This window comes from Nocardia fusca NBRC 14340, assembly GCF_001618425.1.
Classification (GTDB): domain Bacteria; phylum Actinomycetota; class Actinomycetes; order Mycobacteriales; family Mycobacteriaceae; genus Nocardia; species Nocardia fusca.
Genome location: NZ_BDCU01000053.1, coordinates 26,283 through 50,669 on the forward strand (window position 1 = coordinate 26,283; position 24,387 = coordinate 50,669).

Consider the following 24,387-nt stretch of genomic DNA (forward strand, 5'->3'; position numbering starts at 1 on the left):
CCCGGATGCGAGCACACGATGACCGACACGGACACGAGCCGATCTTCGGCTGCTTCGTCACCCCGGCCGCGCAGCCGCCGCAGCGCCCGGTCGAACTCTCAGTCGTCGCGGAACAGGCCGGGCTCGACCTTGTGACCTACCACGACCACCCCACCAGTCCGCTTTCCCGGACACCTGGACGCTCATCTATTTCGTCGCCACACGCACCCAGCGAATCCGGATCAGCGCCAACGTGCTCAACCTGCCGTTGCGCCCGCCCTCGGTCCTCGCCCGCGCCGCCGCGAGCCTGAACCTGCTCAGCGACGGCCGCGTCGAGACTGACCGCCTGCCGCAGGAAGCCGCATACCGCAGGGCCCTCGGTACGACCCGATGGGGACCGCCGCATTCACATTGATTCTTTGATCAGTCGGTTGTGGTGACGATCGACAACGATGTCAGCTGTCCCAACCGAGGTGCAGGATCGTGGCACGTCCGGCGGTGACCAGTAACCAGTCCGTCCATTTCGCCGCATACCACTTGGACGGGTGATAGTCCACGATTGCGGCCGACCGTACATCGCCCAATTCGGCTGCGATCAGATCGGCGAGCACGCCGCCCAGCTGGGCAGCCTCGGCGCACGACCGGGCGGACAGATGGTCGAACGGATTCGTCGACACATGGTCGATGAGGGCCCTCCGCCACCGGTCGGCCCGGTCGGTGGAAGTCACCCCGGTGACCTTGCCGCGCGGATCCCATTCGCGGTAGAGGCGGGCGGCGCATGCCTTCATCGCGGGCGCCCCGGCCGGAAATCGGTCTACGGGCACGATCGGATACATATCGATATGCGCGATGAAACCGGTCCCGGCCCGCGCTGCGTGGATCCGGCGAACGACGGCGGCGAACTCCTCCGAGAACGATCCGGCTACCGGAGAAACCATGGCGTGTTACTCACCTTTCGGGTGCACCGGCCGAGCCATCGCGATCAAGCGGTACTACGGCGTCGTGCAGCGAGAACCTTCTTCTGATCATTCTTCGGAGAATGTTCGGCCGTGCAGCAGCTGGCGAACACTGTTCCTCGGCTCGTGTGTCTTCAGTCATTCTTCCCGCCATCGGTATTCCTGGTGCGGATCCGGCCGGCCCGATGCCGCGCCCGCACCAGTCGCGGGCCGAAAACCCCTGGCTCCCCACCGGCCAACTCTGTGTACAGCGTGACCGAACGCTCGGCCAGCGTGGTCGCTGCCCCGGAGTCGCGGTCACAGAGCAGGTCGGCAGTGACGCTACAGGCCGCCGCGAGTTCGGGGAGAAACCGGGCGGGGGCAAGCTCCACCACGTCCTCGGTGAGCCGCAGCGCGCGGCGGGCGCATTCGAGTGCAGTGTCGTCTCGGGCGAGACGGGTCAGGTGGGTGCTGTGCCGGCGCAGACAGACCGCCAGGTCGGGTCCGTGCCGCCGCGGTTCACCGGCTGCCAGGGTCTCCCACATCGCCACGGCACGAGAACTATATTCCAGTGCCTGCCCGTGGTCCCCGGCGCTCGACAGATGCCGGGCGTGATCCACCAGCGCGCCCGCAAGGAATTCGTCTCTGTCCCGCCGGTCCGCACAGACACCCTCGTAGAGTTCAACAGCACGCTGGGACAAGCGGAGGGCATCGCCGTCACTGTCGTCCGTTGCGCGCAGCCAGCGGGCCCGGTGCCACAGCGCCCACGCCAGATCACCCGACGGCTTATCGCTCTCGGCCGCCAGTTCCTCCCAGAGCGACACTGCGTGTGCACTGAGTTCGAGCGCCTCGGCCAGTCGTCCCACTTCGGCCAGACTGTCGGCCAGCAGGTCGTGACCATCGGCGATATACCACCGCCGATCACCCGTTTCCGCGCCCGCGATCTCCTGCCCCAGCAGCAGTGCCGCGCGAGCTACCGCCACCGCTTCCTGACGCCGGCCCGCATCGCCGAGTATCCACGTCTGGTCGCGCAGCACATCGGCCAGCCGGGACCGGTGGCGAGCCCGGTCGGTCGCGACCAGATGCAGCGCCCACCGCACTGCTTCGACGATCGCGCGCACTGCCTCGATACGGTGGCCGCACCAACCCAAGCGGGTCGCGTAGCTGTGGTGCATATCGACCAGCCCCGGTACCAGATCGTCGCGCCCGGAGTCGATGATCTCCTCATAAAGGGTCGCGCTGCGTTCCCAGTGCATTGCTGCCCGGCTCGGCTCCGCGAGAGAGACCCGCAACTGCGCAGCCCAGCCCTCGCTGTGCGCCAGGGCGGGCAGACCGGCGGCCGGAGATTCGACGGCGGTCGCCTGCCGGATCGCCAGGGCGCGATCGAGCGCGAACGAGGCATGGTCGCGCTGGTCACTGCGTTCGAGAGCCCACGCCCGATACTCCATGGAGATCGCCCAGTCTTCACGGTAGCGGGGCGCGTCCTGGGCGTTCAGCGTCTCGTAGGCCGATGCGGCCTGTTCGGCGTACTCGGCGGCTTCGGCCCATTCCTGATAGTCGCGACAGAACCCGGCATGACTACCGAGCGCATCGGCCAACGTGGGCAGATAACGTGGTGAATGGTTCTCGACGAGATCTCGCCACAACCGCACTGCCGCCCGGGAGCTTTCACGTCCCTCCGACCACTGCCCCGCCTCGACGAGGCGCAACGCCAAGCCCGCGGTGGATCGGGCCAGTCCGGCGCGGTTCTGCTCGCGTTCGGCGACGGTCTCGGCTTCGACCACTTGCACCGCCCGTCGCTGGGCCACTACTGCCTCGGTGTGGCGGCCCGCACCAGACAAGACAGTGGAATACGTGTGCAGCGCTCGCGCCAGGTCCAGCCCGAGCTCTCGCGGATCGCCGTCGGTGAGTTCGTCGAGTAGCGCCACCGCACGCTCGGCGCAGACGAGACTTTCCGCTGTCCGGTCGAGCCTGTTGAGCCGGACCGCCTGGTTGACGAGGGTATAGCTCAGCACCGGGCTGTAGGCGCGCCGATCTCCGGCGACCAGACCCTCGAGCAGCTCCAGACTGCGGGCCGCGGAGATCATCGCCTCGTCCTCTCGGCCGACTTTCCCCAGCAGCAGCGCGTGATTGCTGAAGCAGCGCGCAGCGCGCTCGGCGTACTGTTGCCCGTCCTCGTCCAGCAGAGCGTCGAAACACGCCACGGCATCGCACGACACGGTGGCCGCCTGCTCGAATGCTCCGTCCGCATAGAGATCCACCGCGTATTTGTCCAGAGCGCCGGCCAACTCACGCCGATACCGCTGGGGATCGGCCTGCGCGAGCCGTCGCACCAGTTCGACGCCACGGCGCGAGTACTCGAGCGCCTCCCGTACGGCCCCGATTCCGGACAAGAAGGTGGCGTGATTCCCGAGGGCGATGACCAGTTCGTTCTCCTCACCCACCGGGTCCTCCGCCGCCATCCGCTCCCGGAGCTCCACCAGCGGGGACGAATATGTCAACGCCTCCGCCGGTCGGCCGCGGCGGTCCAGATTCCGTATCATCCGGTGCAGACCCGACGCTCGCTGCTCATCCCGGACCGGTCCCTCCGGCAGCGCGTCGCAGATCTCCAGCGCCCGTGTGGCCAGCGGTGGGACTGCGTCGTTATCGCCCATATCTTCGTGCACCGACGCCAGCCGGTTCAGCGCGTACGCGTGATCGTGCAGATGGCCTCGCGGGTTCGCCTCCGCAAGGCGCGCATAGATCGTCTCGGCCCGCGCCGCGGCGGCCAGGGCCTCATCGAACAAGCGCAGCGCCGCGGCGGCGATCGACTGCGTGCACAGCACATTCGCCAGGGCGGCCTCATTCTTGTCCCCGGTGGAACCCTCGTACAGGGCCACGGCTCGCGCGGTCAGATCCCGCGACGTCCGGTACTCGCGGCGCCGGTTCTCTACGAGTGCACGATTGTGCAGCGCATTGGCCAGTGCAATCCGATACCGATCGGGTTCGGCACGGGCCAGGTGCTCGATCAGCGCCACTGCCTGCCGGGAACGACGCTCGGCGGCGTCGGTTCGCCATGACCGCTGGTGCATCCGGGTGGCGCAGGTCAGCGCCCAGCTCAGGTTCGGCCGATACCGTTCGGCGTCCAGCACCGTCAGCTCGCGAGCAGCGTCGACGGCCCGTTCCGCCGTATCGGAGGCATCAGCGAAACGGCGCGCTGCCCGCAGCCTTTGCGCCTGGGCCCGCAGCTCGTCCACCGCGGCGGCCAGATGTGCCGTCCGATCCGCTTCGGCGAAACGCAACCACGCTTCGACCGCCATCGCACCGAATTCCACTGCCGCGCAGTGATCGCCCAGTTTCTCGGCCGTGGAAACAATGTTGCGGTATCCGGCGGCCACCACGGACACTTCGTCGACGGCGCCGCGTACTGCCTGCGCCTGCACCGCGACTGCCCGCCGCCATACCTCGTACGCTTCGCTCCGCCGTTGCGCGCGATGCAAATACCTGCCGTGATCCCGCAACCTGCGGGCCAGGATACGTCTTCCGGACCGACGGCCGTCGGTATCGGCTCCGGCCTCGGCCTCGGCCTCGGTGACAGCGACGAGCTTCGCGGACAACGCGGCCGATTCGACCGGCAGATCCCGGCGAGTGAGTACAGCGAGGAGCGCGGTGAGGTCACTGAACCGGGTGAGCTCCATGGTGGCCATTGCCCGCAACATCGCAATACGGTGCAGTTTCCACTCGTCCGCGGCAGCGGTCTCACCGAATCGTTCCAGCATTTCGATATGGCTCTGCCACATGAAGTCGAGACGTCGAACGACAGTGGGCCCCTGCTGCTCCGCCAGTTCCTCCAACAGGCGCACGCTGCGCTCGGAGCAGTCCAGCGCGGCCACCACACCATCCGTCCGCGCCACATACTCGGCCCCGATCCGATGAGCCTCCGCCAGTTCTCCCAGGTGGCGGTGCCGCTCCTCCCCTGTCAGAGCAGCGAGAACCTCGATCCGCCGCGCCACCGCACGCGCGTTACGCGCCAGCCGACCGGCATCCTCGTCGGCGGCAGCTCTGCCGGCGAGGACGATCATCAGCGTCGGGAGCAGTTGGTCGAGCAGCACGACCGCGCGTGCGTGCTCGGCGACCGGGCACTCTTCACAGAGTTCGAGCGCCGCATCGAGCAGATCGGCCGCAATGTCATCTGCCCCGTCGTTCTCCGCCTCCACAGCCCGGTCCCGTAGCGCCTCGACCAGCGGCCATCGGCGCGGGTCGGTGCGCCACGCTGTCCGCGCAGCGGCTATCAGCGCCCGGTGCAGTGAGGCGAATTCCTCGTACGCGAAACTCACCCGCAGGGCGGTCGCCGCGGCCGCGCGGGATACCTCTGGTTCGCCGGACCACCGTTCGAGCGCCAGCAGGAAATCGGTCGCGGGGTGGGTATCTTCCCGGCGCGCCACAGCCCACACCGCATCGGCGAGCAACAACGGCAAAGCGTCGGCGAACTCCCGGGGGTCTTCGAAGGCGGCCGCGGTACCGGATGCATCAGGCTGTGTCATATCTCGTTCCGGATCGCGTCGGCCTCACATTCGGGATGAGTCGCTCAATCTCTTCCCCTCGCGCCCGGCAGTTTCGCGCGGTTGCCGCCGACCTGTGCCCGCCCGCAGCATCCGGACGGCGAACGATGGTCCGCAGCGGGCGCCGACGTGAGCACGGAAATACAGGAAATCAGCAGCTCCGGAACCCACCACACCATCCTCACGACCGATCGGCAATCGATTGTCCGTCACCGCGCACAGGCTTGCGGGCCGGTCGGCTCGCGCAGATCGGGAACGGCACAGATGCTACGACACGACACCGGGCGACCGCTTCCAACAGTGAATTCCTCGATCCTCGCTTTACTTCGGTCGAGCGCATCCGCGAATTCGATGTCGTGTATGCGGTGGAGTAGGCACCGCAGGCGAAGATTCACACCGGCTCGCCCGAAGCCACGGTCCGCGGTACCCGGACGAGCCCGTGTCCGCCGGAGTAGGCGTCGTCACTGTCGCAGGTGGGTCCGGCGACCACGGCCGACACGTAGTCCCCGCCCCGATGGGACGGAAACTCCAGCCGATACTGCAACTCGTCCATCTCGTAGAGTTCGATCAGATCCTGCCAGGCCGCGCACCCGACGGAACTGCTCATTTTCCGACTCCTTCAGACCCGATGGATCACCGAGCTCGACGCTCGACCGATCCATCGGTGGTGATCACGACCCACCCCGCTCTGCCTACAACGTCGCGCGAATCCGAGAGTTGGGAGTATCGGCCGCTTCCGAAACTGTGGAGTCCGAATACTACCGCGAAGCCTGCGGTCGTTACCCCCTCATTACGGCCGCTTCGACATATCCGTTCAGTTCCTCCCAGACATACCGTCCCATCAAGGTGAGTGTGGGGTCGTCGCGACACAGGTCGACACAATCAAGCGCGTAATCGCCGTAGGCCAATGTCGACTGGATCAGGCGGCCGCCCGCTCCGAAATAGCGGCCACAGGATATGGCGAAATGCGCCGCGAACAGAACAGAGCGTATCGACTTCCCCGCTGTTCCCGATGGCAGCCTGTAGTTCCATTCACCGGTACCGTCGTCGGTGATAGAGATCTCGCAGATCAGGCCCAGCCAGGTATGCGCAAGTTCATGAATGAGCGACGCCTCGAGTACTTCGGCAGAGTGGAAGGCTTGTTCGCCCAATCCGATCGTCTGTGGAACGTAGATCTCACAGCCGCTGACGATCGCCGGGTCGGCCGGGACGACAAATCGTACGGGTAGCTGCAACAACGGCCGCCACGACGGCATACGTGCCGAGATCGACGACAGGGCGCGGGCGACTTCCGCCATCCGATTCGGCGGGAGCTCCGGGGCGTCCAGCCACGGCGCCTGCAACGGTCGCGTCCCTGCTGCGGCAAGGTAGGCCGCGCCGATTCCCGTTGTCAGGTAGTCGATTTCCGGTGAGCGGTCCTCCGTGTGCCGGAGACCTGCTCGGCGCTTCGCTGTCACCATCGCGGCCACAAATCCGTCGTCGAAGTCGTCGGACACGAACGGGAGTCCGCGGAAATATTGTCGTATCGGATCGGTCTGCTCGGTCATGCCATCACATCCGAAATCTTTTCAACGGCCGCGGAAATATGACGTTTTATTTCGGCGGCACAAAGGGAATCACAAAGGTATTTATTCGGAAAGGTCGACGGGCCCAGCCGGATTGGGCCCGTCGGCAGAGGAATTGTCGGTCCGGATCAGGAGGTGACAGCGCGGTCGAATCGACCGGGATTGTAGACCACCTGGTCGGATCGAATATCCGAGCGGTCCGCGGTATCGCTGAGGCCGATACCCGCGAAGAGTTCCTCCAATTCCGCGGTGCGATTGATTGTGGTAGCCGAATAGCTCATACGAAATATCCTTTCCGAGCCGTCTGACGGGCGAATTCATTCTATCGGCCGGAACGGAAAACACTAACTCAAGGGATCATCAAATGACGTCGGACTTTTCGGTGAAATTCCGACCGGTAGGTCCTTTTATTTCGTTCGCTAACTCATAAAGTGCGGTTTCGGCTTTTCAGCGGAATTTCTCGGGGCGGGAGGTCACCGCCCGCCGCAAGCCGTTGCCGCTCCGTCCGCAGAGCGTCCTGCCGGGCTCGGCCGACGGGCCGGTACTCGCCGTGGCCTCGCTCTCGGTGCGGCCTCGGCGCTGTTCCCGCCCGTCTTCCGGCGATCGCCGGACGGCTCCGCGACATATCCGCCGACCCTGGTCGACGGGTTTCGAGCCCTCTGAAATACTCAGGACATACGCCGCGACCACACCGATGGCACTCAACCCCACCCAGACGATCCAGCCCATCCCGACAGCCCGGCCGGCATCGGCCACAGCGCCGGTGGCGAACGTACCCACCAGGATTCCGACGCCGACGACCGTGCTGTAGAAGCCGTAGTGCGTGGCTACGCGATCACCCCGGACAGAGAGACCACGGTATTCATCTCGAACGGGAACACAGCCGCCGCCCCCACCGCCAGCAGGGCAGTCGTCACCACCAGTGCGACGGCCGCGGCGACGTCCCCAAATCGGTCCGGTCCGGGGATGACGAGTGGCACGAACGCAGCCCCGGTCGGCCGGTGCCGCCGGGCACAGCGAACCAGTTGATCATGCCATCGGGCGTTCGCGTGGTGGTCCGACGACGAAAATCCATCTGGCGTGTGACGGGCACGGGCGGCCGCTGAGGGCGGGCAACAGCGTTCGACCACGTTGCGGCGCCGGCAGACCACCGGATCGAACACCGGCGGGCGCTTCAACCGGCTCGAACAGTATCGAGCGATCGCCACTCGTTACGACAAGACCGCCACTTCTTACCGCGGGATGCTCGACCTGGCCACCCTGCTCATATGGCTTCGAGGACACCCTCTAAGCTCCGGGTTGCCCTCTGTGTTGGGTTGCTACTTCCCGCTGCTCTTGCTCTGTTGCCCAGGCCGCGATCTGCGCCCGCGAGGTGAAGCCCAATTTTGTCAGTATGTGCTCCACATGCCCTTGCGCCGTGCGCTGTGCGATCTTCAGTCGCGCAGCGATCGCCCTGTTGGTGAGGCCTTCGGCAACAAGGTCGGCGACCTGACGCTCACGTTTTGTCAATGTCGCGTAGCGATGATCAGTCGGTGCCACGGCTCGGGGTTGCATACCCAGCACGAAGTCGATCGCAGCATCGAAGCTCATTGCTGATCCGTTTCGGCGCTCCGCCTCGTATGCTCGTGTGCCGATCAGCTCGACCGCCCGATGCTCGCATTTCTTGTGGTACTTGGACAAGGCTGAAAACACGATGCCGGAACCGCCGAGGGAACGGCCGAGTTGCTCGGCGATACCCAACAGCACGGCGGCGCGCCGGGCATGGCCCTGCTCGGCCGCGATCCAGGCCAGGACCTCCGAGCAGATCGCGGCGACGATCGGGTCGATCACCAGCCGCGACAGGTGCACAGCTTCCCCTAAATAGTGCACAGCACGCTCAGGCTCACCTTGCAACCAGTGGGTAAGCCCCTTCACTCCTAAAACATAAGATTGATAGACCGTCTCACCGTGAGAATTGGCGATGGCCAGTGCCTGTTCGATTTGTGCGAGCGCTTGGGGCGTATCCCCCTGCAGGGCGTAGGCCAATCCGAGCGCGAGCAGTGCCCTCGAATGCGTTGTGAGTTCACCGCGGGCCCCGAATGTATCGATGGCATCTTTCATGAGAACGCTGGCCCGCACCGGATCGCCGCATACGAGAGCGATGAAACCGTCCGCGTACGCCAGTAGGGCACCGCTCATAGGCTCGGTTGTCCGTTCGGCGAGCACTCGAAGCTCTGCCAGCCGGCAAGTTGCAGCCTCGAAATCGCCTAGTGTCGCCGCCAGCATGACCGCCGCCACCAATGCCTTGGCCCGGTCCCCGTTCGGTGCACCCGACGACCGGATGAGCGCACGGTCACACCAGCGACGCCCCTCGCTGGTTCGCCCACGCAATAGCCAGAACGGAAACAGCGCGTGAGCTATGCGCAGAGCGTGCTCGCCCTCCCCTGCCAGGCTGAACTCTATCGCCTGTCGGAGATTCGGTAGCTCCCGCTCCAGGCGGGCAATCCACTTCAGCTGGCGTGGACTCATCCATTCGGCTTCGGCATTGATCGCCAACCGCTCGTACCAGTCCCGGTGACGACGAGACAGCTCCGGGTGGTCACCGGTCCCTTCGAGTTGGTCCCTGCCGTACTCCTGCACGGTCTCGAGCATTCGGAACCGGACAGCGCCGTCGACGTCTTCGCGTATCAAAATCGACTTGTCAACCAGGGCGGAAACCGAATCGAGCAACTCCGGCTCGGCCAGGTCCCCACCGCATACCTGCTGGGCGGCGTCGAGTTCGAAACCTCCGGCGAATACCGATAGTTGCTGCCACAACCGCTGCTCGGTACCCGTGCACAGGTCGTAGCTCCAGCCGATGCACCAGCGCAACGTCTGCTGCCGCGTCGGTGCGCCTCGCCTGCCACCGGTCAACAGCGCGAAGCGGTCCGTCAACCGCAGCAGAAGTTGCTCCGCTGACATCGTGCGCAGCCGGGCGGCGGCCAGCTCGATCGCCAGCGGCAGCCCGTCCAATCGGCTGCAGATCCCGACCACACCGAGTCTGTTGCTGTCGGTCAGTTCGAAGCCCGGCACTGCCGCGGCAGCTCGCTGGGCGAACAGCGTCACCGCATCGAAATTGGCCAGACTCCGCAACGACGGCGAACATTGTTGGTCCGGAAACGCTAGCGGCGAGATCGGAACCACCGACTCTCCGGCGATATCCAACGCTTCGCGACTGGTCGCCACGATCCGCAATGGGGGGCTGGCTTGCAACAGTGACTCGGCCAGCTGAGCGACCGCGTCGATGACCTGTTCGCAGTTGTCCAGCACCAGCAGTCGCTCGCGTGCGGAGAAGAATTCCACGAGTACCTCGAGCATCGGCCTGCCGGCATGGTTCCGCAAACCGAGAGCGCCGCCCACGACATCGACCAACGACGCCGTATCGCGCAGCTCACCCAACTCGACCAACCACACCCCACCCGCGAATAGCCGCTGAACCTTGTGAGCAACCCTCAGCGCGAGCCGTGATTTGCCGATCCCTCCGATCCCGGTCAACGTGACCAGACGCGATCCCGACAACAGAGTCTTCACCTCCGACACCTGGGTACGCCGGCCGACGAAGCTGGTCAGTTCCAGGGGGAGGTTGCCCTCGCCTGCGCGTCGCCGCCCGGCGACTCCATCGGAAACAACCTCCTGGACCGCAGGTGCGGCCGCCGGGAGCGGTGCTCGTTCAGCTCTTGCGGCTCCGGGTAAAGCCATCGCATCGATCGCGAAACCGTGCGCGAGCTGAACCTGCTGTAGCTGCTCACCCAACTCCGCGGCGGTAGGGCGGTCACGCGGTTCACGGGACATAGCCTTTTCGATGACGGCACACACCTCCTCCGCGAAGCCGCCCTCACGCAGATCCGGCACCGGCTGGGTCGTGATCCGCAAGAACTGTGCTACCACCTCCTCGCCACGGCGACGCTCGAACGCCGCATGCCCGGTCAGCGCGCAGAACAGCGTGGCCCCCAGGCCGTAGACATCCGAAACGCGACTCGGGCCATCCCCACCGAGCACCTCCGGCGCAGTGAATGCCGGTGAACCAGTGATCGTGCCGGTCGCGGTCTCGAACCCGCCAGCGATGTGAGCAATGCCGAAGTCGGTCAGCGCCGGCTCGTCGTAGTCGGTGAGCAGGACGTTCCCCGGTTTGACGTCCCGGTGCAGAACCCCGGCTTGATGCGCCACTTCCAACGCGCCGGCCAGTTTCACTCCGAGACGAAGTACCTCCTCCACCGAGAGCGGGCCTCTGCTGCGGATCCTCGCGTCGAGCGATCCCTGGCGGTGATATTGCATCACCAGGTAAGGCCGCCCGGTCTCGGTTTCACCGACGTACAGAACGCCGACGAAATTCGGGTGCCCCGTGAGCTGCGCCATCGCCCGTTGCTCGCGGAAGAAACGCTCCCGGTTGCCCTCCAGTTCCCCGGTCAGAACCTTCACCGCCACCGTGCGATCCAAAGCGACCTCGGTGCAGCGGTAGACGATACCGAAGCCACCGCGACCGATCTCCTCGGCGTCCGCGAACCCGGCAGCGCTCAACTCCGTAACGGTGTCGTCGCCAACATCGCGCTGTGTCGTGAAAGGATCGCTTTCACTCATCGTCTACTCGCGACGACTCACCGGTGGCCGCATATCAAACAGAATATCTCCGCCGGCATTCTCGGTGGTACGGCGAGGACTGCAACTATGAAGACCGTGTTTGTCACAATTCGATCACCCGACCCTGGCCATGATCGGACTCACGGGACACGTCCTGCCGGCCTCCGGCGCCGTCCTCACCTCCGCAATGGCGCGATCGCTGACCGACCGGGTCGACGAACAACTCTTCGACGCGGCACACACTTGGGCCGAGCCACGGCGGATGAAACAGATCAGTACCGGCGACGGGATCACCACCTGGGTCCCCGCGGAGCTGTCCGACCCGGTGGTGCCGCCGCCCCCGTCCTCAGATGAACACCACGCCGCTTCTACGAACTCCGCAAGAATCCGGCCGGCGAGGCGTTCTGAAGTGAGGCCTTGCCGCGCAGAGGTCGGACAGCGCTCCGCTGCGTTGTACGGTGCCGTCCGGCCGGACCAGGACCGCGCGCATTGCCGCCCATCGGCAATCCGATCGTTCGGGACGAGCCGGCCGACGAGGCCGCGGCACGGTCAGGGTCCTGACAAGTGTGGTCGTACCCGGCCGATCGCGTGGGTATCGATGGGTACGGATTTCCCCGCCGAGCTGTCGGAGTTCACCGAGGTGGGGCTGACGCTGGAGCCCAGCACGACAGTGGCGCCGCCACGAGTCGCGGAATCACCCGGCGCGCTGGAGTGCCGGCTCGAGCAGACGCTCGAGCTCGGCGATTCCACGGTGGTAATCGGCCGGGTCCGGCACGCGGCGATCGATACCGCCGTGCTGCACACCGACGCCCGCGGCAACAATTTGCCCGCGATCGAGCGACTGCGCCGCTCGCCCGCGCCGGGCAGGAACGAATGGTCGACGATCGGCGAGGTACTCGAGATCGCCCGTATTCCGCACGAGAAGTGGCCGGGTGAGTTCCGCCGCGAGGGGTGAAAATCGAGGTGCAGCCGCTATCGCGCACAGGGGCCGGAGCAGATCACCTGGGCAGCCTTCGGGATCGAGATCCCGGAGGCTTGATCGCCCGGTTGATCGGCAGTGCGCCGTGTGCGAGCCGCGGGATACGGTGCGATCAGAACCGCTCGGCCGCCGACCGGATCGAGGAGGGGTGTGTGGTGAGGGGCTGGATTTCGATCGTCATATAGGGGAACAGCGGGAGGTTCCAGAGGATTTCGTGGAGCTCGTCGGGGGAGTCGACGGCGAAGATGCTGATATTGCTGTACTGGCCGACGATGCGCCAGATGTGCAACCATTTTCCGGCGTGCTGTAGTTCCTGAGAGTACTTCTTCTCGCGGGCGATGGTGTCGGCGCGTACGGCCTCGTCGAGGTCGCGGGGGATGTCGACGTCCATGCGGACGTGGTAGAGGTGCATATCCTTGGTTCCTAGTTCCTGGTCCATTGTTGGACGGCGTCCATGTTCAGTTCCACTCCGAGGCCCGGGCCGGTGGGCAGGTGTAGCCGGCCGTCGGCGTAGTGCAGCGGTTCCTGCAGGAGTTCTGCGCGCAGCAGCAGCGGGCCGAAGAGTTCGGTACCGAAGTCGATTCCGGGCTCGGCACAGGCGAAGTGGAGCGAGGCGGCCGTGCCGATCGGACCTTCGATGGAGGTGGCGCCGTGGCAGGCCAGGCCCGCGGCGCGGGCGACGGCCACCACTTCGCGGCTGCGGCGCAAGCCACCGCATTTGGTGGTTTTCACCGCGAGGACATCGGCGGCGCCGCGGCGGGCGATCTCCAGCGCGTCGTGCGGGGTGTGCACGCTTTCGTCGGCCATCACCGGGATCGGCAGCAGGGCGTTCAGCTCTGCCAGGACTTCCAATTGCTCACCGGGGGTGGGTTGTTCGATCAGCTCGACCCCGCCGTCGGCCAATTCGGGGAGATGGCGCAGCGCGGTGAGCCGGTCCCAGCGGGCGTTGATGTCCACCCGCACGCCGGCCTGCCCGGCGAGGGCTTCGGTTACTCGCAGCACCCGGCCGGTATCTGTGGCCGGGTCGAGCGCGCCCATCTTGAGTTTGAAACTGAAGTGTTCGCGGTTCTCGATCTTCTCCCGCGCTTCGGCGATGATCTCCTCGACCGGTGCCGACCCCAGTGCCCAGGTGACGTCCACGCCGGTCCGGAATGCCCCGCCCAGCAGGGTGTGTACCGGGACGCCGAGGCAGCGCGCCCAGGCATCGTGCAGCGCGACGTCGACCGCGGCTTTGGCGAAGCGGGCGGCGGCCACCACCCGCTCGATATCGGCCATGATGCCGGTGATGTCGTCGACGCGGCGTCCGATCAGGACCGGGGCCATATAGCGTTCGACGACGGCCTGCATCGTCTCCACCGATTCACCACCCCACCAGGGGCCGCCGGGTACCACGCCTTCGCCGTACCCGGTCACGCCGCCGCTCGTGGTGATCGCGACGAGCAGTAGCGGCTGGGCGTCCATCGAGGTGCTGGCGAATTTGTGCGGGCGGATCAGTGGTACATCCAGAATTCTGGTTTCGATCGAGATGATCGACAGGTCCGGCATCGGGTCCCTTTCTCGTGGGGCGAGCAGATCAGGCGGGATCCAGCGCGAAGTTGTAGGTGACGCGGTTGATGTCGTCGTCGCCGGTGACCGGGTCCAGGATCAGTTCGGGTTTGGTGGCCGAGGCGACATCGCTGTCGATCCATTCCCCGCCGCGGAAGTACAGCTGCGTGGTCACCGATTCCCGGCCCGGAGCCGAAACGATGAGGTGCAGATGCGCCGGCCGCCAGGGATGTCCGTTCTGCGCTTCGATGAACGCGCCGGTGGGGCCGTCGGTCGGGATCTGATACGGCGCGGGTTGGATGGTGCGGATCGAGTAGCGGCCTTCGGCGTCGGTGATGATGGTGCCGCGCAGGTTCCAGGCCGGCAGGTGCGGGGCGAACTGGGAGTAGTAGCCATCGGCGTCGGCATGCCAGAGTTCCACCTTCGCGCCGCCGAGGCCGTTGCCGTCGAGATCGGTGACCTGGCCCGAGAAGACCAGCGGGGTCTGTGCGCGGTCCTCCTCGCGCATCGGCAGTTCGCATTCGGCCGGCAGCTCGGGCGCGTCGGGTACGTAGTACGGCCCCTCGATACTGCCCTTGGTGCCGCGGCGGCTACGGGCGAGCACCTCCTCCACCGCATGTTCGATGAACACGTCCAGGAACAGCGGCCATTCGCCGCCCTCGCCCACATCGATGAGCCACTGCTTGAACACGCGGTACTCGGGATAGGTGACACCGTGGTCCAGGATCACCCGATGCAGCGCGGTCAGGGCGTCGCGGGCGATGGCGGCCAGGCGCTCCGGCGAGGTGTCGGCGGTGGCCTGTGCACCCTTGAACTTGTCGGTGGCGGCGGTGCCCGAGCCGAGCGCGGTGGGGGATACGGGTTCGGTGGTGGTCATATCGTGCTCCTCGGAGAGAACCAGGAAATAGGAGGGGTAATAGGGATCGATTCGATCGCCGTCGCGGTGCGTGACCGGCCCGGCGGGGTTGTCGGGGCGCACGCCTGTTTCACGTCCCCAGGCCGGAAAGGTCGGGGGACTCCGAGTGCAGCGTGCGTGTCTGTGCCGTAGTGGGCGTGTGTGGCGACGTCTGCCGAACTCGGCCGACGCCTGCCCAGGTCAGACCGGGACGCGGTAGGCGAGGATGTCGCGTACGAGCGTGCCCAGGCTCTCGGCACCTGTTTTGGCCTTGATCCGGGCGCGGTGCACATCGACGGTTTTGACGCTGGTACCCAGGCGACTGGCGATCTGCTGACTCGATCGGCCCTCGATCACCAGGTGCAGCACCTCCCGCTCGCGCGGCGTGAGAGCTGCCAGCCGCTCCTGCACCCGCAACCGTTCGGCGCGCTCGGTGAAGGCCGCGGCGGCGACGCGCAACTGTTCCTGCACTACCTCGAGCATGCGCTGGGGCTCGTAGGGCTTCTCCAGGAAATCGACCGCGCCCGCCCGCAGGGCGCGGACCGACATGGGAATATCGCCGTGCGCCGAACAGAAGATCACCGGTGCGGGGTAGTCCCGGTGGTTGAGCTCCTCCTGCAATTGGAATCCGCTCAGACCGGGCATGCGGACATCCACGATGACGACACCGGGCTCGTCCAGATCGGCCTCCTCGAGAAAGGAGGTCGCGGTCGCGTAGGTCAGCGCGTCGATTCCCACGCTCTGCAGCAGGAACGCCAGCGATTGGCGCAGGTCCTCGTCGTCGTCGACGATATGGACGACGGGAGAGGACTCGCTGCTCATGCACGACGATTCTACTGCGGGCCCGGTCTCCGGCCCCGCCGTTCGGTGACCCGGCGAGCATAGGACGGCCGGCGCGCTCATGGCCGCATCAGCACCGAGGTCGCCGGGAAACTCTCGGCGAAATCGGGTCGCAAGGGGGCGACGAAGACGTTCTCGGTGCGGGTGCGGGCGATTTTCCACTGCCCGTCGATGCGGCGGAACGCATTGTTGAGCCGGCTCGAACGCAACAACGAGGTGCCGTCGGCGAACAACCACGGCTGGATGTGGATCCACTGTCCGACGGCCGTCTCCCCGTCCACCCGGATCTGTTCCGCGGTCAAATAGTGCGCGTTGAGCACCAGCCGGGCATCACGGTCGGGGCTCCAGAAGCGTTCGAAATGGGCGCGGATGGCTGCCTGCCCGGTCAGTTGGCCGAACTGTCCGTCGTAATATTCGCCGACGCCCTCCCACACCGCGTCCTCGGCATAGAGCTCCATGATCAGGTCGATACGGTGGGCGTCGTCGGTGACGCCGAATTCGGGGCAGGGGGTGTCGCAGAGGAACATGTAGCGCGCCTGCAACCGGCGCACCTCTGCCTCGCCCTCCAGTGTCTCGATCCGGCGCAGCAACTGCTCGACGGTGTCGGTCACGGGTGTCCTCCTCGTTCGCGCGGCGGTCGGTGGGTGCGGTCCTGGATCCAGCCGGCGACCCGCAGCAACTCCGCTTCGGCACGCGGTGCGCCGATCACCTGGATCCCCAGCGGCAGCCCCTGCTGGTCGCGCAGACCGGGAACCGTCACCACCGGCAGACCCAGCGCCTGCCAGGCCCGGCTGAGCACCGGGTCGCCGGTGGCGTCGAGGCCGGCGGGCGCGGAGCCCGGGGCGGCGGGTCCGATGATCGCGTCATTGCCGGTCAGCAGGTCGAGCACCGCCCGCCGGGCGGCGTCGACGATCCCGCGGGCCGCGGCATAGTCCGCGTCGGTGGTGGCGGCGCCGGTGCGCAGCAGTTCGGCCAGGGGCCGGCTCAGCTCATCGGCGCGGGCGAGCTCGGCGGAGCGTTCCCGGGCCGCCTCGTAGGCCATCACGACCCGATGCGCCGCGGTCGCCTCGGCGACCACCCGCTCGGCAGCGAAACCGGTGACGACCGCACCGTCGGCGGCGAGCCGGTCACACAGGGCGGCGACAGCTTCCGTCATACTTCCGTCCACCACATCCAGTGGTTCCGCGCTCCACAGCGCGACCCGCGGTGGGCGGGTGGATGCGTGCAGCGGGTCCGGTACCGCCATGAGCGCCGACCAGGCGCACGCGAGGTCGCGGACCTCGGCGGCGTAGAAACCGTGACTGTCCAGGCTGTGCGCGAGACCGGTGATGCCGTCGGTCGGCAGCAGCCCGCGGGTCAGCACCAGCGCGGCGACCCCGCAATAGGCGGCCGGCCGGGTGACCGAGCCCGCGGTCTGCGAACCCAGCGCGAGCGGTACCTGACCGGAGGCGACGGTGGCGGCCGAACCGCTGGACGATCCGCCGGGGGTGTGACCCGGCGCGGCCGGGTTGTGTGTGGGCCCGGGGGCGAAGAACGCGAACTCGGTGGTGACGGTTTTTCCGGCCGGTACGGCGCCGGCCGCACGCCATCTGCGCACGATCTCGGCATCCTTGGTCACCGGGCCGGTATCCGCCCGCAGCGCCGAGCCGCATCGGGTCGGGTAACCGGCGACGTCGATGATGTCCTTGACGCCGAGCGGAATTCCGGACAGCGCACCGGCTGTTGCCGGCGGCTCCGGGTGCGCGTGCCGGGTGACCCAGGCGGCGAGGCGGTCCTCGGTTTCGGCGATCCGCCGCGCGGAGCGCTCCCACGCCTCGGCGGTGCTGCACTGCCCGCGGGCGATGGCGTCGGTGAGGTCGCGCAGCGACCACGGGGCATACAGGCTCATCGGTCACTCCAGGCGGCGTCGGCCGTCCAGTAGTCCATTCCCCCGGCGCTGACTCCGTGGCGCCACTGCGATGTGCGGCGCAGCGCGGGCTCGGCGAGCGCGGTGACCCGGTCGGCGGCCTCGGGGCCGTCCTCGGCGACCTGCCAGTGCACCCAGTTCAGTTCCCGTCCGTTCGCATCGTGGGTGAACAGGTCGACGTGGCGCCAGCCGTAGCCGTGGGTGTCGTTGTAGCACATGAGGGTCAGGCGGGGCGGCGCGTCGTCCATGCGGTGCCCTCCTGCTCGGTACGCGGCCGCCCGGGACCCACGCTGTGGAAACGTCGCTGGAAATAGACGAGCGCGTCACAGCCTTCGCTGACGTGCACCCGGTCCACGCTCACCAGGAAGATCGAATGCGATCCCTGGGTGTGGTCGCTGATGATCCGGCCGACCACCCGTGCGGCGGCGGTGCGCAGCATCGGAATGTCTTCGGTGTCGTGATCCCACATCGACCACTCGAACCGCTCTGCCATGGGAATACCGGTGGCGCCGGCGAAATGACCGGCCAGTTCCTCGTCGTGCGAACTGAGGATGTTGACGCAGAGGCGGACGTTGCGCCGGAAGATGCTGTGCGTATAGCTGGACTGATTGACACAAACGAGGATCGTGGGCGGCGTATCGGTGACGGAGCACACCGCGCTGACGGTGATACCAGCGCGACCACCCGGTCCGTTCGTGGTGACGACATTGACTGCGGCCGAAAGATTCGACATCGCCGCCCGGAAGTCACGCTGCTCGGCGGTCAATTGCTTGGTCATGCAAATGACGCTACGAGTGATCCACGCCTCGAGGTATCGAGATTTTCTCCGCCCGCCCTGAAGGTTTTCCCTACGTGATCACGGGGCAGGCAGTACGAATCCGAAGACCGCTCCGCCGCCGTCGGCGGGCCGGCACCAGATACTGCCGTGCTGCCGGGTGATGATCCTATAACTCAGCGCCAGCCCGATTCCGCTGCCGTGTGATTTCGACGTGAACGATTCCAGGAACGGATCCTGGGATACGCCGCGACCGTGATCGCGGACGGTGAAACAGCCGCCGTCGTCGCGTTCGGCGGTGGTGAGGACGATATGCCGGGATTCATTGGGGCATTGGGCCATTTCGTCGATGGCATTGAAGCAGAGGTTCACGATCACCTGACCCGTGAGGACCCGTTCGCAGCGGACCTCCACCGGTGCGGGGGCAAGCCGCAGTTCGACCCGCACCCCTGCCTCGTCGGCCCGGATCCGCACGAAGTGCAGGCATTCGGCGACGATATCGTTGAGGTCGGCTACCTGCTCCACCTGCTCGAGGTGTCCGACGAAGGCGCGCAACGCCGAGACGATCGTCGCCGCCCGGTCGATCTGCTTGCGCGCGGCGTCCAGGCCGAAGGTCACCCGGCGGTCGAGGTGCTCCCCGCCGGGCAGATGCGAGCGGATACCGGCGATATAGTTGCCGGCGGCCGCCAGTGGCTGGCCGAGTTCGTGGGCGATCGCCATCGCCATATCGCCCATGGCGTTGTAGCGGGCCAGATAGTTCTCCCGCCGCAGCTGCAATCCGCGCTGCTCCTCGTCGCGGATCCGGCGCGACACATCGTGGACCAGGATGAGGAAGGCGGTCACTCCCGGCTCGTCCAGGCGTTCGAGGCTGCCGTCCAGCCACGAGGTCGTGCCGTCCGGCTGGGTGACCTCGAGCCGCACCGAGGTCACCGGGTCGGCGTCCTTGGCCACCACTTCCCATTCCGTGCGCCGGCCGTCCCGGTGCAGGTGGGCGTACCGGGTGAGGTGCGGTCCGGCCGGTAGTTCGGCGGCCGGGTCCAGGCCGAGGCGGGTGAGCGCGGTATCGGTGGCGAAGCGGATCTCACCGGACTCGTTCAGCACGAAAGCCATGGTGGAGGTGTGCCGCGCCAGCGCGTCCACATAGGTGGTGGTCAGCCGCAGGGCGCGTTCGGTGCGCTGTTCACGCTCGATATCGCGGAACTGCACCAGCACCGCCGGCCCGCGCGCGAGTTCGATCCGGGTCGCCACCGCGTCGGTGGGGATGATCCGGCCGGATTTGGACCGGTAGTGCCATTCGATCCGGCGGCTGCCGTGCTCCACGGCGTCCTGCAGCCACGCGCGCCCGATCACGCGGTCGTACTGCTGGGCGGAACTGCTCATATCGTTGGCCTTGAGCGGCCGGATCTCGTCGAGATCGAATTCGAGCATCGCGCACGCGGCCGGATTGGCCCACAGAATGTTCTTGGTCGCGGCATCGTGCACGAGGACGCACACCTCGGTGGCATTCATCATGGCGGCGAAATCCGAGACGACCAATTCGGGAGCGCGCGGATCGATGGACATCGCGCCAGCGTAGCTTTTCCGGATTCCGCGTTTCCGATCGTCCGGGGGCTGCTGAAGATTTCCCCTACGAATGTTGTGGTTCACACCTCGCCGGGCGCGGGGATTACCGATGTCGATGTGAGCGCGATCTCCCTACCGTCGAAGAACAGCCCATCGACGACAGGAGCAGGTGATCGTGTCCACCTCCGAAGCCCCGGTCCGGCCCGCGACCGGACCGGCGATTCTGGACGACGTCCTCGCCGAACTCGCCGTGCGACGGGAGGAATTCCGCGACCAGAAATACGTTTCGCGGGATTTCGTCGCGCGGCTCAAAGCGGCCGGAATCTACCGGGCCGCGACGCCGCGGCGATTCGGTGGCGAACCGCAGGCGCCCGCCGATTTCCTGCGCACCGTCGAACGTATTTCCGTGGTCGACGGGTCCACCGGCTGGGTGGCCAGTTTCGGCTCGGCCCTGGTGTACCTGGCGGCGCTGCCCCTGGACACTCAGGCGCAGCTCTACGCCGACGGGCCGGATGTGGTTTTCGCGGGCGGGCTGTTCCCGGTCCAGCCCGCGGCGGAGGTCGAGGGCGGTTTGCGGCTGGACGGCCGATGGAAGTTCGCCAGCGGCTGTATGGGCGCCGATGTGCTGGGCGTCGGTTTACCCGGTGACGAAAGTACCGCCGGCAAACCGCGCACCGCACTGCTGCGCCCCGAACAGGTCGAGATCGTCCAGGACTGGGATGTCGCCGGAATGCGCGGCACCGGCTCGTTCGACCTCGTGGTGCGCGGGGCGGTGGTGCCGCGCGAATGGACCTTCATCCGCGGCGGCGAACCGACGGTCGACGAACCGCTGTACCGGTATCCGACCATCGCCTACGCCGCCCAGGTGCTGGCCGTGGTCGGCGCGGGCGTGGCGCGCGCTGCGCTGGACTACGCCGTAGAGACCGGTGCGGGCCGGGCGGGGATCACCGGCGCGCCGAAACCGGCCGACCGTCCCTACTACCGGACCGCGGTCGCGCAGGCCGAAGCCGATCTGCGCTCGGCGCGCGCGTACTTCTACGAGGTCACCGAGGAGGTGTGGGCGACGGTGCTGCGCGGTGATACCGCCACTGCCGAGCAGAACGCCCATCTGCGGCTCGCGGCGGCGCATATCGCCTCGACCTCGGCGTCGGTGGTGAACCGCATCGTCGAGATTTCCGGTACCGCGGCCCTCTTCAACGGTCACCCGCTGCAGCAGTGGGCGGCCGACGCGCTGGTGCCGCAGCAGCACGCCTTCCTGGGACCCGGCCTGATCGACGCCGCCGGCGCCGTTTTCATGGGGCAGCCGCCGACCGTGCCCGGATTCCACTGACCAGCGACTTCTTCGACGACAGGACCCTTCCGTGACCGACAGCCCACTTCGCGTTCTCTTCTGTATCGGCATCAACCAGAACTTCTTCGACCTGCCCGAAGGCGGTGTCACCACCGGTGATGTCTGGACTGCCTTCGTCGCTCTGATGGACGGCATCAAAGCGCTCGACGGTATCGATTTCATCGGCGATATCGACGACGACTCGACCATGGTGGGGCCCTCGGACGGCTGGCCGTGGACCTGCTACCTGCTCGCCGACGCCGACGGCCACGACACCGTCAAAGCGGCCTGTGGTCTGATCCGCACGATCGGTGTGGGTGAAAGCGATTGGAAGCTTTGGAAATTCGTCAAGATCGAGGCCCGCATCGGGCGCGCGCTGACCCCGCGCCAGTACTGACCATCCACCTGCCAGGAGGCATCATGACAGCCCACAGTGCAGCACCGGCCGAACTCGTCGCCGAGGATCGGGTGGCCGCACGCATGTACACCGACCCGGAGATCTTCGAGCAGGAGATCACCCGGATCTTCGAGAGCACCTGGATTTGGGTGGCCCACGAGTCCGAGCTGCCCACACCTGGCAGTTTCAAGTCCACCTATGTGGGCCGGCAGCCGGTGATCGTGACCCGCAACCGCAAAGGTCAGCTGAATACGCTGCTCAACCGCTGCCGGCACCGCGGCGCGAGTATCTGCGAACAGAAGCAGGGCGTCGCCAACGGTTTCACCTGCCCGTACCACGCCTGGTCCTACAGTCTGGACGGTCAGCTCCGCGGTATCCCGTACCCCGACGGTTACGAGGGCGTGGTGGAGAAGGGTGACCTGTCCCTGCGGAAACTGCGTACCGAATCCTACGGCGGCATGGTGTTCGCGACCTTCGCCGAGGGTATCGAATCCCTCGACGACTTCCTCGGTGACGCCAAACTGTGGATCGACCGGTTCATGAAGCAGGGCGGCGGTTACCCGATCAAGGTGCTGGGTACGCACCGGTTCACCTTCCACGGGAACTGGAAGATCCAGCTGGAGAACACCACCGACGGCTACCACTTCCCGATCGTGCACCGTTCCTGGATGGCCTCGGTCGACGCCGAAACCGCCGATATGATGTCGTTCATGACCGACCCGGCGGCGGTCACCCATGATCTGGGCAACGGGCACAGTGTCATGCAGATGGTCCCCGAACACTCCGATCTGGACGCCGACGATGGTAGCGAACCGTTGCAGGCCCGTTTCGACGATCTGATCGCCGAGTTGAAGACCACCGGCCTGGACGATGCCGCGATCCGCAAGCTGGTACGCGCCATGCACGGCACCGGGTTCAACCTCAATCTGTTCCCCAATGTGTCGATGTCGGCGGCATTCTTCCGTGTGCTGCGCCCCATCGCCGTCGACGAGACCACGATCGAGCACATCGCGATCGGCCCCGACGGGCCGTCCGAGATCGTGAATCCGGTCAACCGGGCCCGGCTGCGGGTGCACGAACATTTCCAGGGTCCGTTCGGTTTCGGCACCCCCGACGATGCCGAGGGCTGGGACCGGGTACAGCGCGGCGCCCAGGCCGCCCCCGATATGCCGATCCTGGTCAACCGCGGCCTCGCCCGGGAGAAGCCGAGCCCGGAAGGCTGGCCCACCTCCCATGTCACCGACGAGACCGGTATGCGCGCCGCCTATCACCAGTGGAAGCAGATGATGAGCGATGACTGAAACGATTTCCAGCACAATGTCGTTCACCGATGCCAGGATCACCCGGGCGATCGAGCTGAGCTGGCGGGAAGCCGACCTGCTCGACCGCAAGGACTACCACACCTGGCATGAGCTCTACACCGCCGACGGCCGCTATGTGGTGCCGATCGACCGCGGTACCGACGATTTCGACAACACCCTCAATATGATCTACGACGATGCCCGCATGCGCGGTATGCGCGTGGTCCGGATGACCGAGGGCTACGCCATCGCCGCCGTCGACGCCGCCGTCACCACCCGCACGGTATCGCGCTTCGTCCCGGAAACCGTCACCGACCACGAGGTCCACCTGCGGGCCGCGCAGATCCTGGTCGCCTACAAACGCGGCCGCCACGATATCTGGGCCGGTGATATCGAGTACCGAATCCGACTCGGTGCGACTCCCGCCGACGACCGGATCGCGTTGAAAGTGATCCGGCTGGTCGACAGCGAGGACGCGGTTCCCGCCGCGGGGTTCCTGCTGTGACCGCGCCCGTCGCTGTCGTCACCGGGGGCGCGAACGGCCTCGGCGCGCATATCGTCCGCCGGCTGCACGCCGCCGGTCACGCCGTCGCCATCGCCGACCTCGCCGGTTCCGACGCAAAGACGCTGGCCGCGGAGTTGGGCGGCGCCGCGCGCGGCTATACCGTCGACGTCGCCGACAAGGCGTCCCTGGAACAGCTGCTCGCCACGGTCGTCGCCGACTTCGGCGGGGTACAGGTACTGGTGAACAATGCCGCACGCACCCAGGCCCGGCCCCTCATGGAGATCACCGCCGAGGAACTCGACGCGGTCATGGCAGTCGGCTTCCGCGGAACGTTCCAGGCCTGCCAGCTGTTCGGCGCCCATATGGCCGCGCGCGGGTACGGCCGGATCGTGAACATGGCCTCGCTGGCCGGCCAGAACGGCGGCACCGCCACCGGCGGGCACTACGCGTCCGCCAAAGGCGCGGTCATCACGCTGACCAAGGTGTTCGCACGTGAACTCGCCCCCTCCGGGGTCACGGTGAACGCCGTCTCGCCCGGTCCGCAGAATTCGCCGGTCGTGCACAACATCGTCGGGGAGGGCAATCTCGACGCCTTCGCCCGGTCCATACCCGTCGGGCGTCTCGGCGATCCGGCATTCATCGCCGATATGGTCGCGCTGCTCGCGTCGCCGGCCGCCGCATCGGTCACCGGGGCGTGCTGGGACGCCAACGGTGGCCTCTACATGCGATAGGAGT

23 protein-coding genes and 1 pseudogene are annotated in these 24,387 nt (G+C 66.6%); 8 read left to right on the forward strand and 16 right to left on the reverse strand.

The annotated features are described in order from the left end of the window. The first annotated feature begins 214 nt into the window (after positions 1-214). A complete protein-coding gene (locus NF4_RS40325) occupies positions 215-394 on the forward strand; it encodes a hypothetical protein (protein ID WP_439956787.1) in 180 nt (59 codons plus the stop codon). A gap of 40 nt (positions 395-434) precedes the next feature. Here the strand turns inward: NF4_RS40325 and NF4_RS30840 are convergent, their stop codons facing one another. From NF4_RS30840 to NF4_RS40330, 6 genes are all read right to left on the reverse strand, one after another. Then, complete coding sequence (locus NF4_RS30840) at positions 435-917, reverse strand: hypothetical protein (RefSeq protein ID WP_063130916.1); 483 nt, start codon at positions 915-917, stop codon at positions 435-437. Between the two features lie 152 nt (positions 918-1,069). Next, positions 1,070-5,437 carry a hypothetical protein gene (locus NF4_RS30845; RefSeq protein WP_063130917.1) on the reverse strand — a complete coding sequence of 1,456 codons (4,368 nt, stop codon included), beginning with the start codon at positions 5,435-5,437 and terminating at the stop codon, positions 1,070-1,072. 409 nt (positions 5,438-5,846) lie between these two features. Next, positions 5,847-6,062 (reverse strand): hypothetical protein, encoded by a 216-nt coding sequence (locus NF4_RS30850; RefSeq protein ID WP_063130918.1) that lies wholly within the window; start codon positions 6,060-6,062, stop codon positions 5,847-5,849. A 172-nt stretch (positions 6,063-6,234) separates the two neighbouring features. Next, on the reverse strand, positions 6,235-7,002 hold the full coding sequence (locus NF4_RS30855; protein ID WP_063130919.1) for a hypothetical protein: 768 nt from the start codon (positions 7,000-7,002) through the stop codon (positions 6,235-6,237). A gap of 146 nt (positions 7,003-7,148) precedes the next feature. Further along, on the reverse strand, positions 7,149-7,301 hold the full coding sequence (locus tag NF4_RS38225; protein WP_157120693.1) for a hypothetical protein: 153 nt from the start codon (positions 7,299-7,301) through the stop codon (positions 7,149-7,151). A gap of 546 nt (positions 7,302-7,847) precedes the next feature. After that, entirely contained in the window at positions 7,848-8,000 is a 153-nt protein-coding gene (locus NF4_RS40330; RefSeq protein ID WP_198165534.1) for a hypothetical protein, read from the reverse strand. Between the two features lie 56 nt (positions 8,001-8,056). On the opposite strand from NF4_RS40330, the pseudogene NF4_RS40335 reads away from it, so the two are divergent. Then, a pseudogene (locus tag NF4_RS40335) lies at positions 8,057-8,197 on the forward strand (IS5/IS1182 family transposase); the annotation flags it as partial. 110 nt (positions 8,198-8,307) lie between these two features. Here NF4_RS40335 and NF4_RS30865 read toward each other — a convergent pair. Next, entirely contained in the window at positions 8,308-11,616 is a 3,309-nt protein-coding gene (locus NF4_RS30865; RefSeq protein WP_063130921.1) for a protein kinase domain-containing protein, read from the reverse strand. A 598-nt stretch (positions 11,617-12,214) separates the two neighbouring features. Between NF4_RS30865 and NF4_RS30870 the strand changes: the two genes are divergently transcribed. Then, positions 12,215-12,571, forward strand: coding sequence for a flavin reductase family protein (locus NF4_RS30870; RefSeq protein ID WP_063130922.1), 357 nt, complete (start codon positions 12,215-12,217; stop codon positions 12,569-12,571). Between the two features lie 136 nt (positions 12,572-12,707). Here NF4_RS30870 and catC read toward each other — a convergent pair whose 3' ends face one another. The 9 genes from catC to NF4_RS30915 all read right to left on the reverse strand — a co-directional run bounded on the left by catC (position 12,708) and on the right by NF4_RS30915 (position 20,119). Then, the gene (gene catC, locus NF4_RS30875) at positions 12,708-13,007 is read right to left on the reverse strand and encodes a muconolactone Delta-isomerase (protein WP_063131000.1); all 300 of its coding nucleotides are present in this window, start codon (positions 13,005-13,007) and stop codon (positions 12,708-12,710) included. A gap of 11 nt (positions 13,008-13,018) precedes the next feature. Continuing rightward, a complete protein-coding gene (locus tag NF4_RS30880) occupies positions 13,019-14,140 on the reverse strand; it encodes a muconate/chloromuconate family cycloisomerase (RefSeq protein ID WP_063130923.1) in 1,122 nt (373 codons plus the stop codon). Between the two features lie 28 nt (positions 14,141-14,168). Beyond that, the gene (gene catA, locus NF4_RS30885; protein ID WP_063131001.1) at positions 14,169-15,017 is read right to left on the reverse strand and encodes a catechol 1,2-dioxygenase; all 849 of its coding nucleotides are present in this window, start codon (positions 15,015-15,017) and stop codon (positions 14,169-14,171) included. Between the two features lie 219 nt (positions 15,018-15,236). Continuing rightward, a complete protein-coding gene (locus NF4_RS30890) occupies positions 15,237-15,857 on the reverse strand; it encodes a response regulator transcription factor (protein WP_063130924.1) in 621 nt (206 codons plus the stop codon). A gap of 77 nt (positions 15,858-15,934) precedes the next feature. Further along, positions 15,935-16,486: a nuclear transport factor 2 family protein gene (locus NF4_RS30895; protein ID WP_063130925.1), complete on the reverse strand. Its 552-nt coding sequence runs from the start codon at positions 16,484-16,486 to the stop codon at positions 15,935-15,937. Next, the gene (locus NF4_RS30900) at positions 16,483-17,763 is read right to left on the reverse strand and encodes an amidase (protein ID WP_063130926.1); all 1,281 of its coding nucleotides are present in this window, start codon (positions 17,761-17,763) and stop codon (positions 16,483-16,485) included. The genes NF4_RS30895 and NF4_RS30900 overlap by 4 nt, the downstream gene beginning before the upstream one ends. Beyond that, positions 17,760-18,029 carry a hypothetical protein gene (locus tag NF4_RS30905; protein ID WP_063130927.1) on the reverse strand — a complete coding sequence of 90 codons (270 nt, stop codon included), beginning with the start codon at positions 18,027-18,029 and terminating at the stop codon, positions 17,760-17,762. Before NF4_RS30905 ends, NF4_RS30900 begins: the two co-directional genes overlap by 4 nt. Further along, entirely contained in the window at positions 18,005-18,559 is a 555-nt protein-coding gene (locus NF4_RS30910) for a flavin reductase (RefSeq protein ID WP_063130928.1), read from the reverse strand. Before NF4_RS30910 ends, NF4_RS30905 begins: the two co-directional genes overlap by 25 nt. A 78-nt stretch (positions 18,560-18,637) precedes the next feature. Continuing rightward, the gene (locus NF4_RS30915; protein WP_063130929.1) at positions 18,638-20,119 is read right to left on the reverse strand and encodes a PAS domain-containing sensor histidine kinase; all 1,482 of its coding nucleotides are present in this window, start codon (positions 20,117-20,119) and stop codon (positions 18,638-18,640) included. 169 nt (positions 20,120-20,288) lie between these two features. On the opposite strand from NF4_RS30915, the gene NF4_RS30920 reads away from it, so the two are divergent. From NF4_RS30920 to NF4_RS30940, 5 genes are read left to right on the forward strand one after another with little or no spacing between them, the layout of a single operon-like run. After that, positions 20,289-21,449, forward strand: coding sequence for an acyl-CoA dehydrogenase family protein (locus NF4_RS30920; protein WP_063130930.1), 1,161 nt, complete (start codon positions 20,289-20,291; stop codon positions 21,447-21,449). Positions 21,450-21,480: 31 nt separating this feature from the next. Beyond that, positions 21,481-21,846, forward strand: coding sequence for a hypothetical protein (locus NF4_RS30925; RefSeq protein WP_063130931.1), 366 nt, complete (start codon positions 21,481-21,483; stop codon positions 21,844-21,846). Between the two features lie 23 nt (positions 21,847-21,869). Further along, on the forward strand, positions 21,870-23,147 hold the full coding sequence (locus NF4_RS30930) for an aromatic ring-hydroxylating oxygenase subunit alpha (RefSeq protein ID WP_063130932.1): 1,278 nt from the start codon (positions 21,870-21,872) through the stop codon (positions 23,145-23,147). Beyond that, positions 23,140-23,652, forward strand: a complete 513-nt coding sequence (locus NF4_RS30935) for an aromatic-ring-hydroxylating dioxygenase subunit beta (protein ID WP_063130933.1) — start codon at positions 23,140-23,142, stop codon at positions 23,650-23,652. Before NF4_RS30930 ends, NF4_RS30935 begins: the two co-directional genes overlap by 8 nt. Continuing rightward, positions 23,649-24,383, forward strand: a complete 735-nt coding sequence (locus tag NF4_RS30940; protein ID WP_063130934.1) for an SDR family NAD(P)-dependent oxidoreductase — start codon at positions 23,649-23,651, stop codon at positions 24,381-24,383. Before NF4_RS30935 ends, NF4_RS30940 begins: the two co-directional genes overlap by 4 nt. The last annotated feature ends 4 nt before the right edge of the window (positions 24,384-24,387 follow it).

Coding starts and splice junctions, on each gene's coding strand:
- NF4_RS30905 (WP_063130927.1), bottom strand. CDS start 18,029: ATGGACGACGCGCCGCCCCGCCTGACCCTCATGTGCTACAACGACACC.
- NF4_RS38225 (WP_157120693.1), bottom strand. CDS start 7,301: ATGAGCTATTCGGCTACCACAATCAATCGCACCGCGGAATTGGAGGAA.
- NF4_RS30910 (WP_063130928.1), bottom strand. CDS start 18,559: ATGACCAAGCAATTGACCGCCGAGCAGCGTGACTTCCGGGCGGCGATG.
- NF4_RS30915 (WP_063130929.1), bottom strand. CDS start 20,119: ATGTCCATCGATCCGCGCGCTCCCGAATTGGTCGTCTCGGATTTCGCC.
- catA (WP_063131001.1), bottom strand. CDS start 15,017: ATGACCACCACCGAACCCGTATCCCCCACCGCGCTCGGCTCGGGCACC.
- NF4_RS30880 (WP_063130923.1), bottom strand. CDS start 14,140: ATGCCGGACCTGTCGATCATCTCGATCGAAACCAGAATTCTGGATGTA.
- NF4_RS30870 (WP_063130922.1), top strand. CDS start 12,215: ATGGGTACGGATTTCCCCGCCGAGCTGTCGGAGTTCACCGAGGTGGGG.
- NF4_RS30855 (WP_063130919.1), bottom strand. CDS start 7,002: ATGACCGAGCAGACCGATCCGATACGACAATATTTCCGCGGACTCCCG.
- catC (WP_063131000.1), bottom strand. CDS start 13,007: ATGCACCTCTACCACGTCCGCATGGACGTCGACATCCCCCGCGACCTC.
- NF4_RS30840 (WP_063130916.1), bottom strand. CDS start 917: ATGGTTTCTCCGGTAGCCGGATCGTTCTCGGAGGAGTTCGCCGCCGTC.
- NF4_RS30865 (WP_063130921.1), bottom strand. CDS start 11,616: ATGAGTGAAAGCGATCCTTTCACGACACAGCGCGATGTTGGCGACGAC.
- NF4_RS30890 (WP_063130924.1), bottom strand. CDS start 15,857: ATGAGCAGCGAGTCCTCTCCCGTCGTCCATATCGTCGACGACGACGAG.
- NF4_RS30845 (WP_063130917.1), bottom strand. CDS start 5,437: ATGACACAGCCTGATGCATCCGGTACCGCGGCCGCCTTCGAAGACCCC.
- NF4_RS30930 (WP_063130932.1), top strand. CDS start 21,870: ATGACAGCCCACAGTGCAGCACCGGCCGAACTCGTCGCCGAGGATCGG.
- NF4_RS30850 (WP_063130918.1), bottom strand. CDS start 6,062: ATGAGCAGTTCCGTCGGGTGCGCGGCCTGGCAGGATCTGATCGAACTC.
- NF4_RS30935 (WP_063130933.1), top strand. CDS start 23,140: ATGACTGAAACGATTTCCAGCACAATGTCGTTCACCGATGCCAGGATC.
- NF4_RS30900 (WP_063130926.1), bottom strand. CDS start 17,763: ATGAGCCTGTATGCCCCGTGGTCGCTGCGCGACCTCACCGACGCCATC.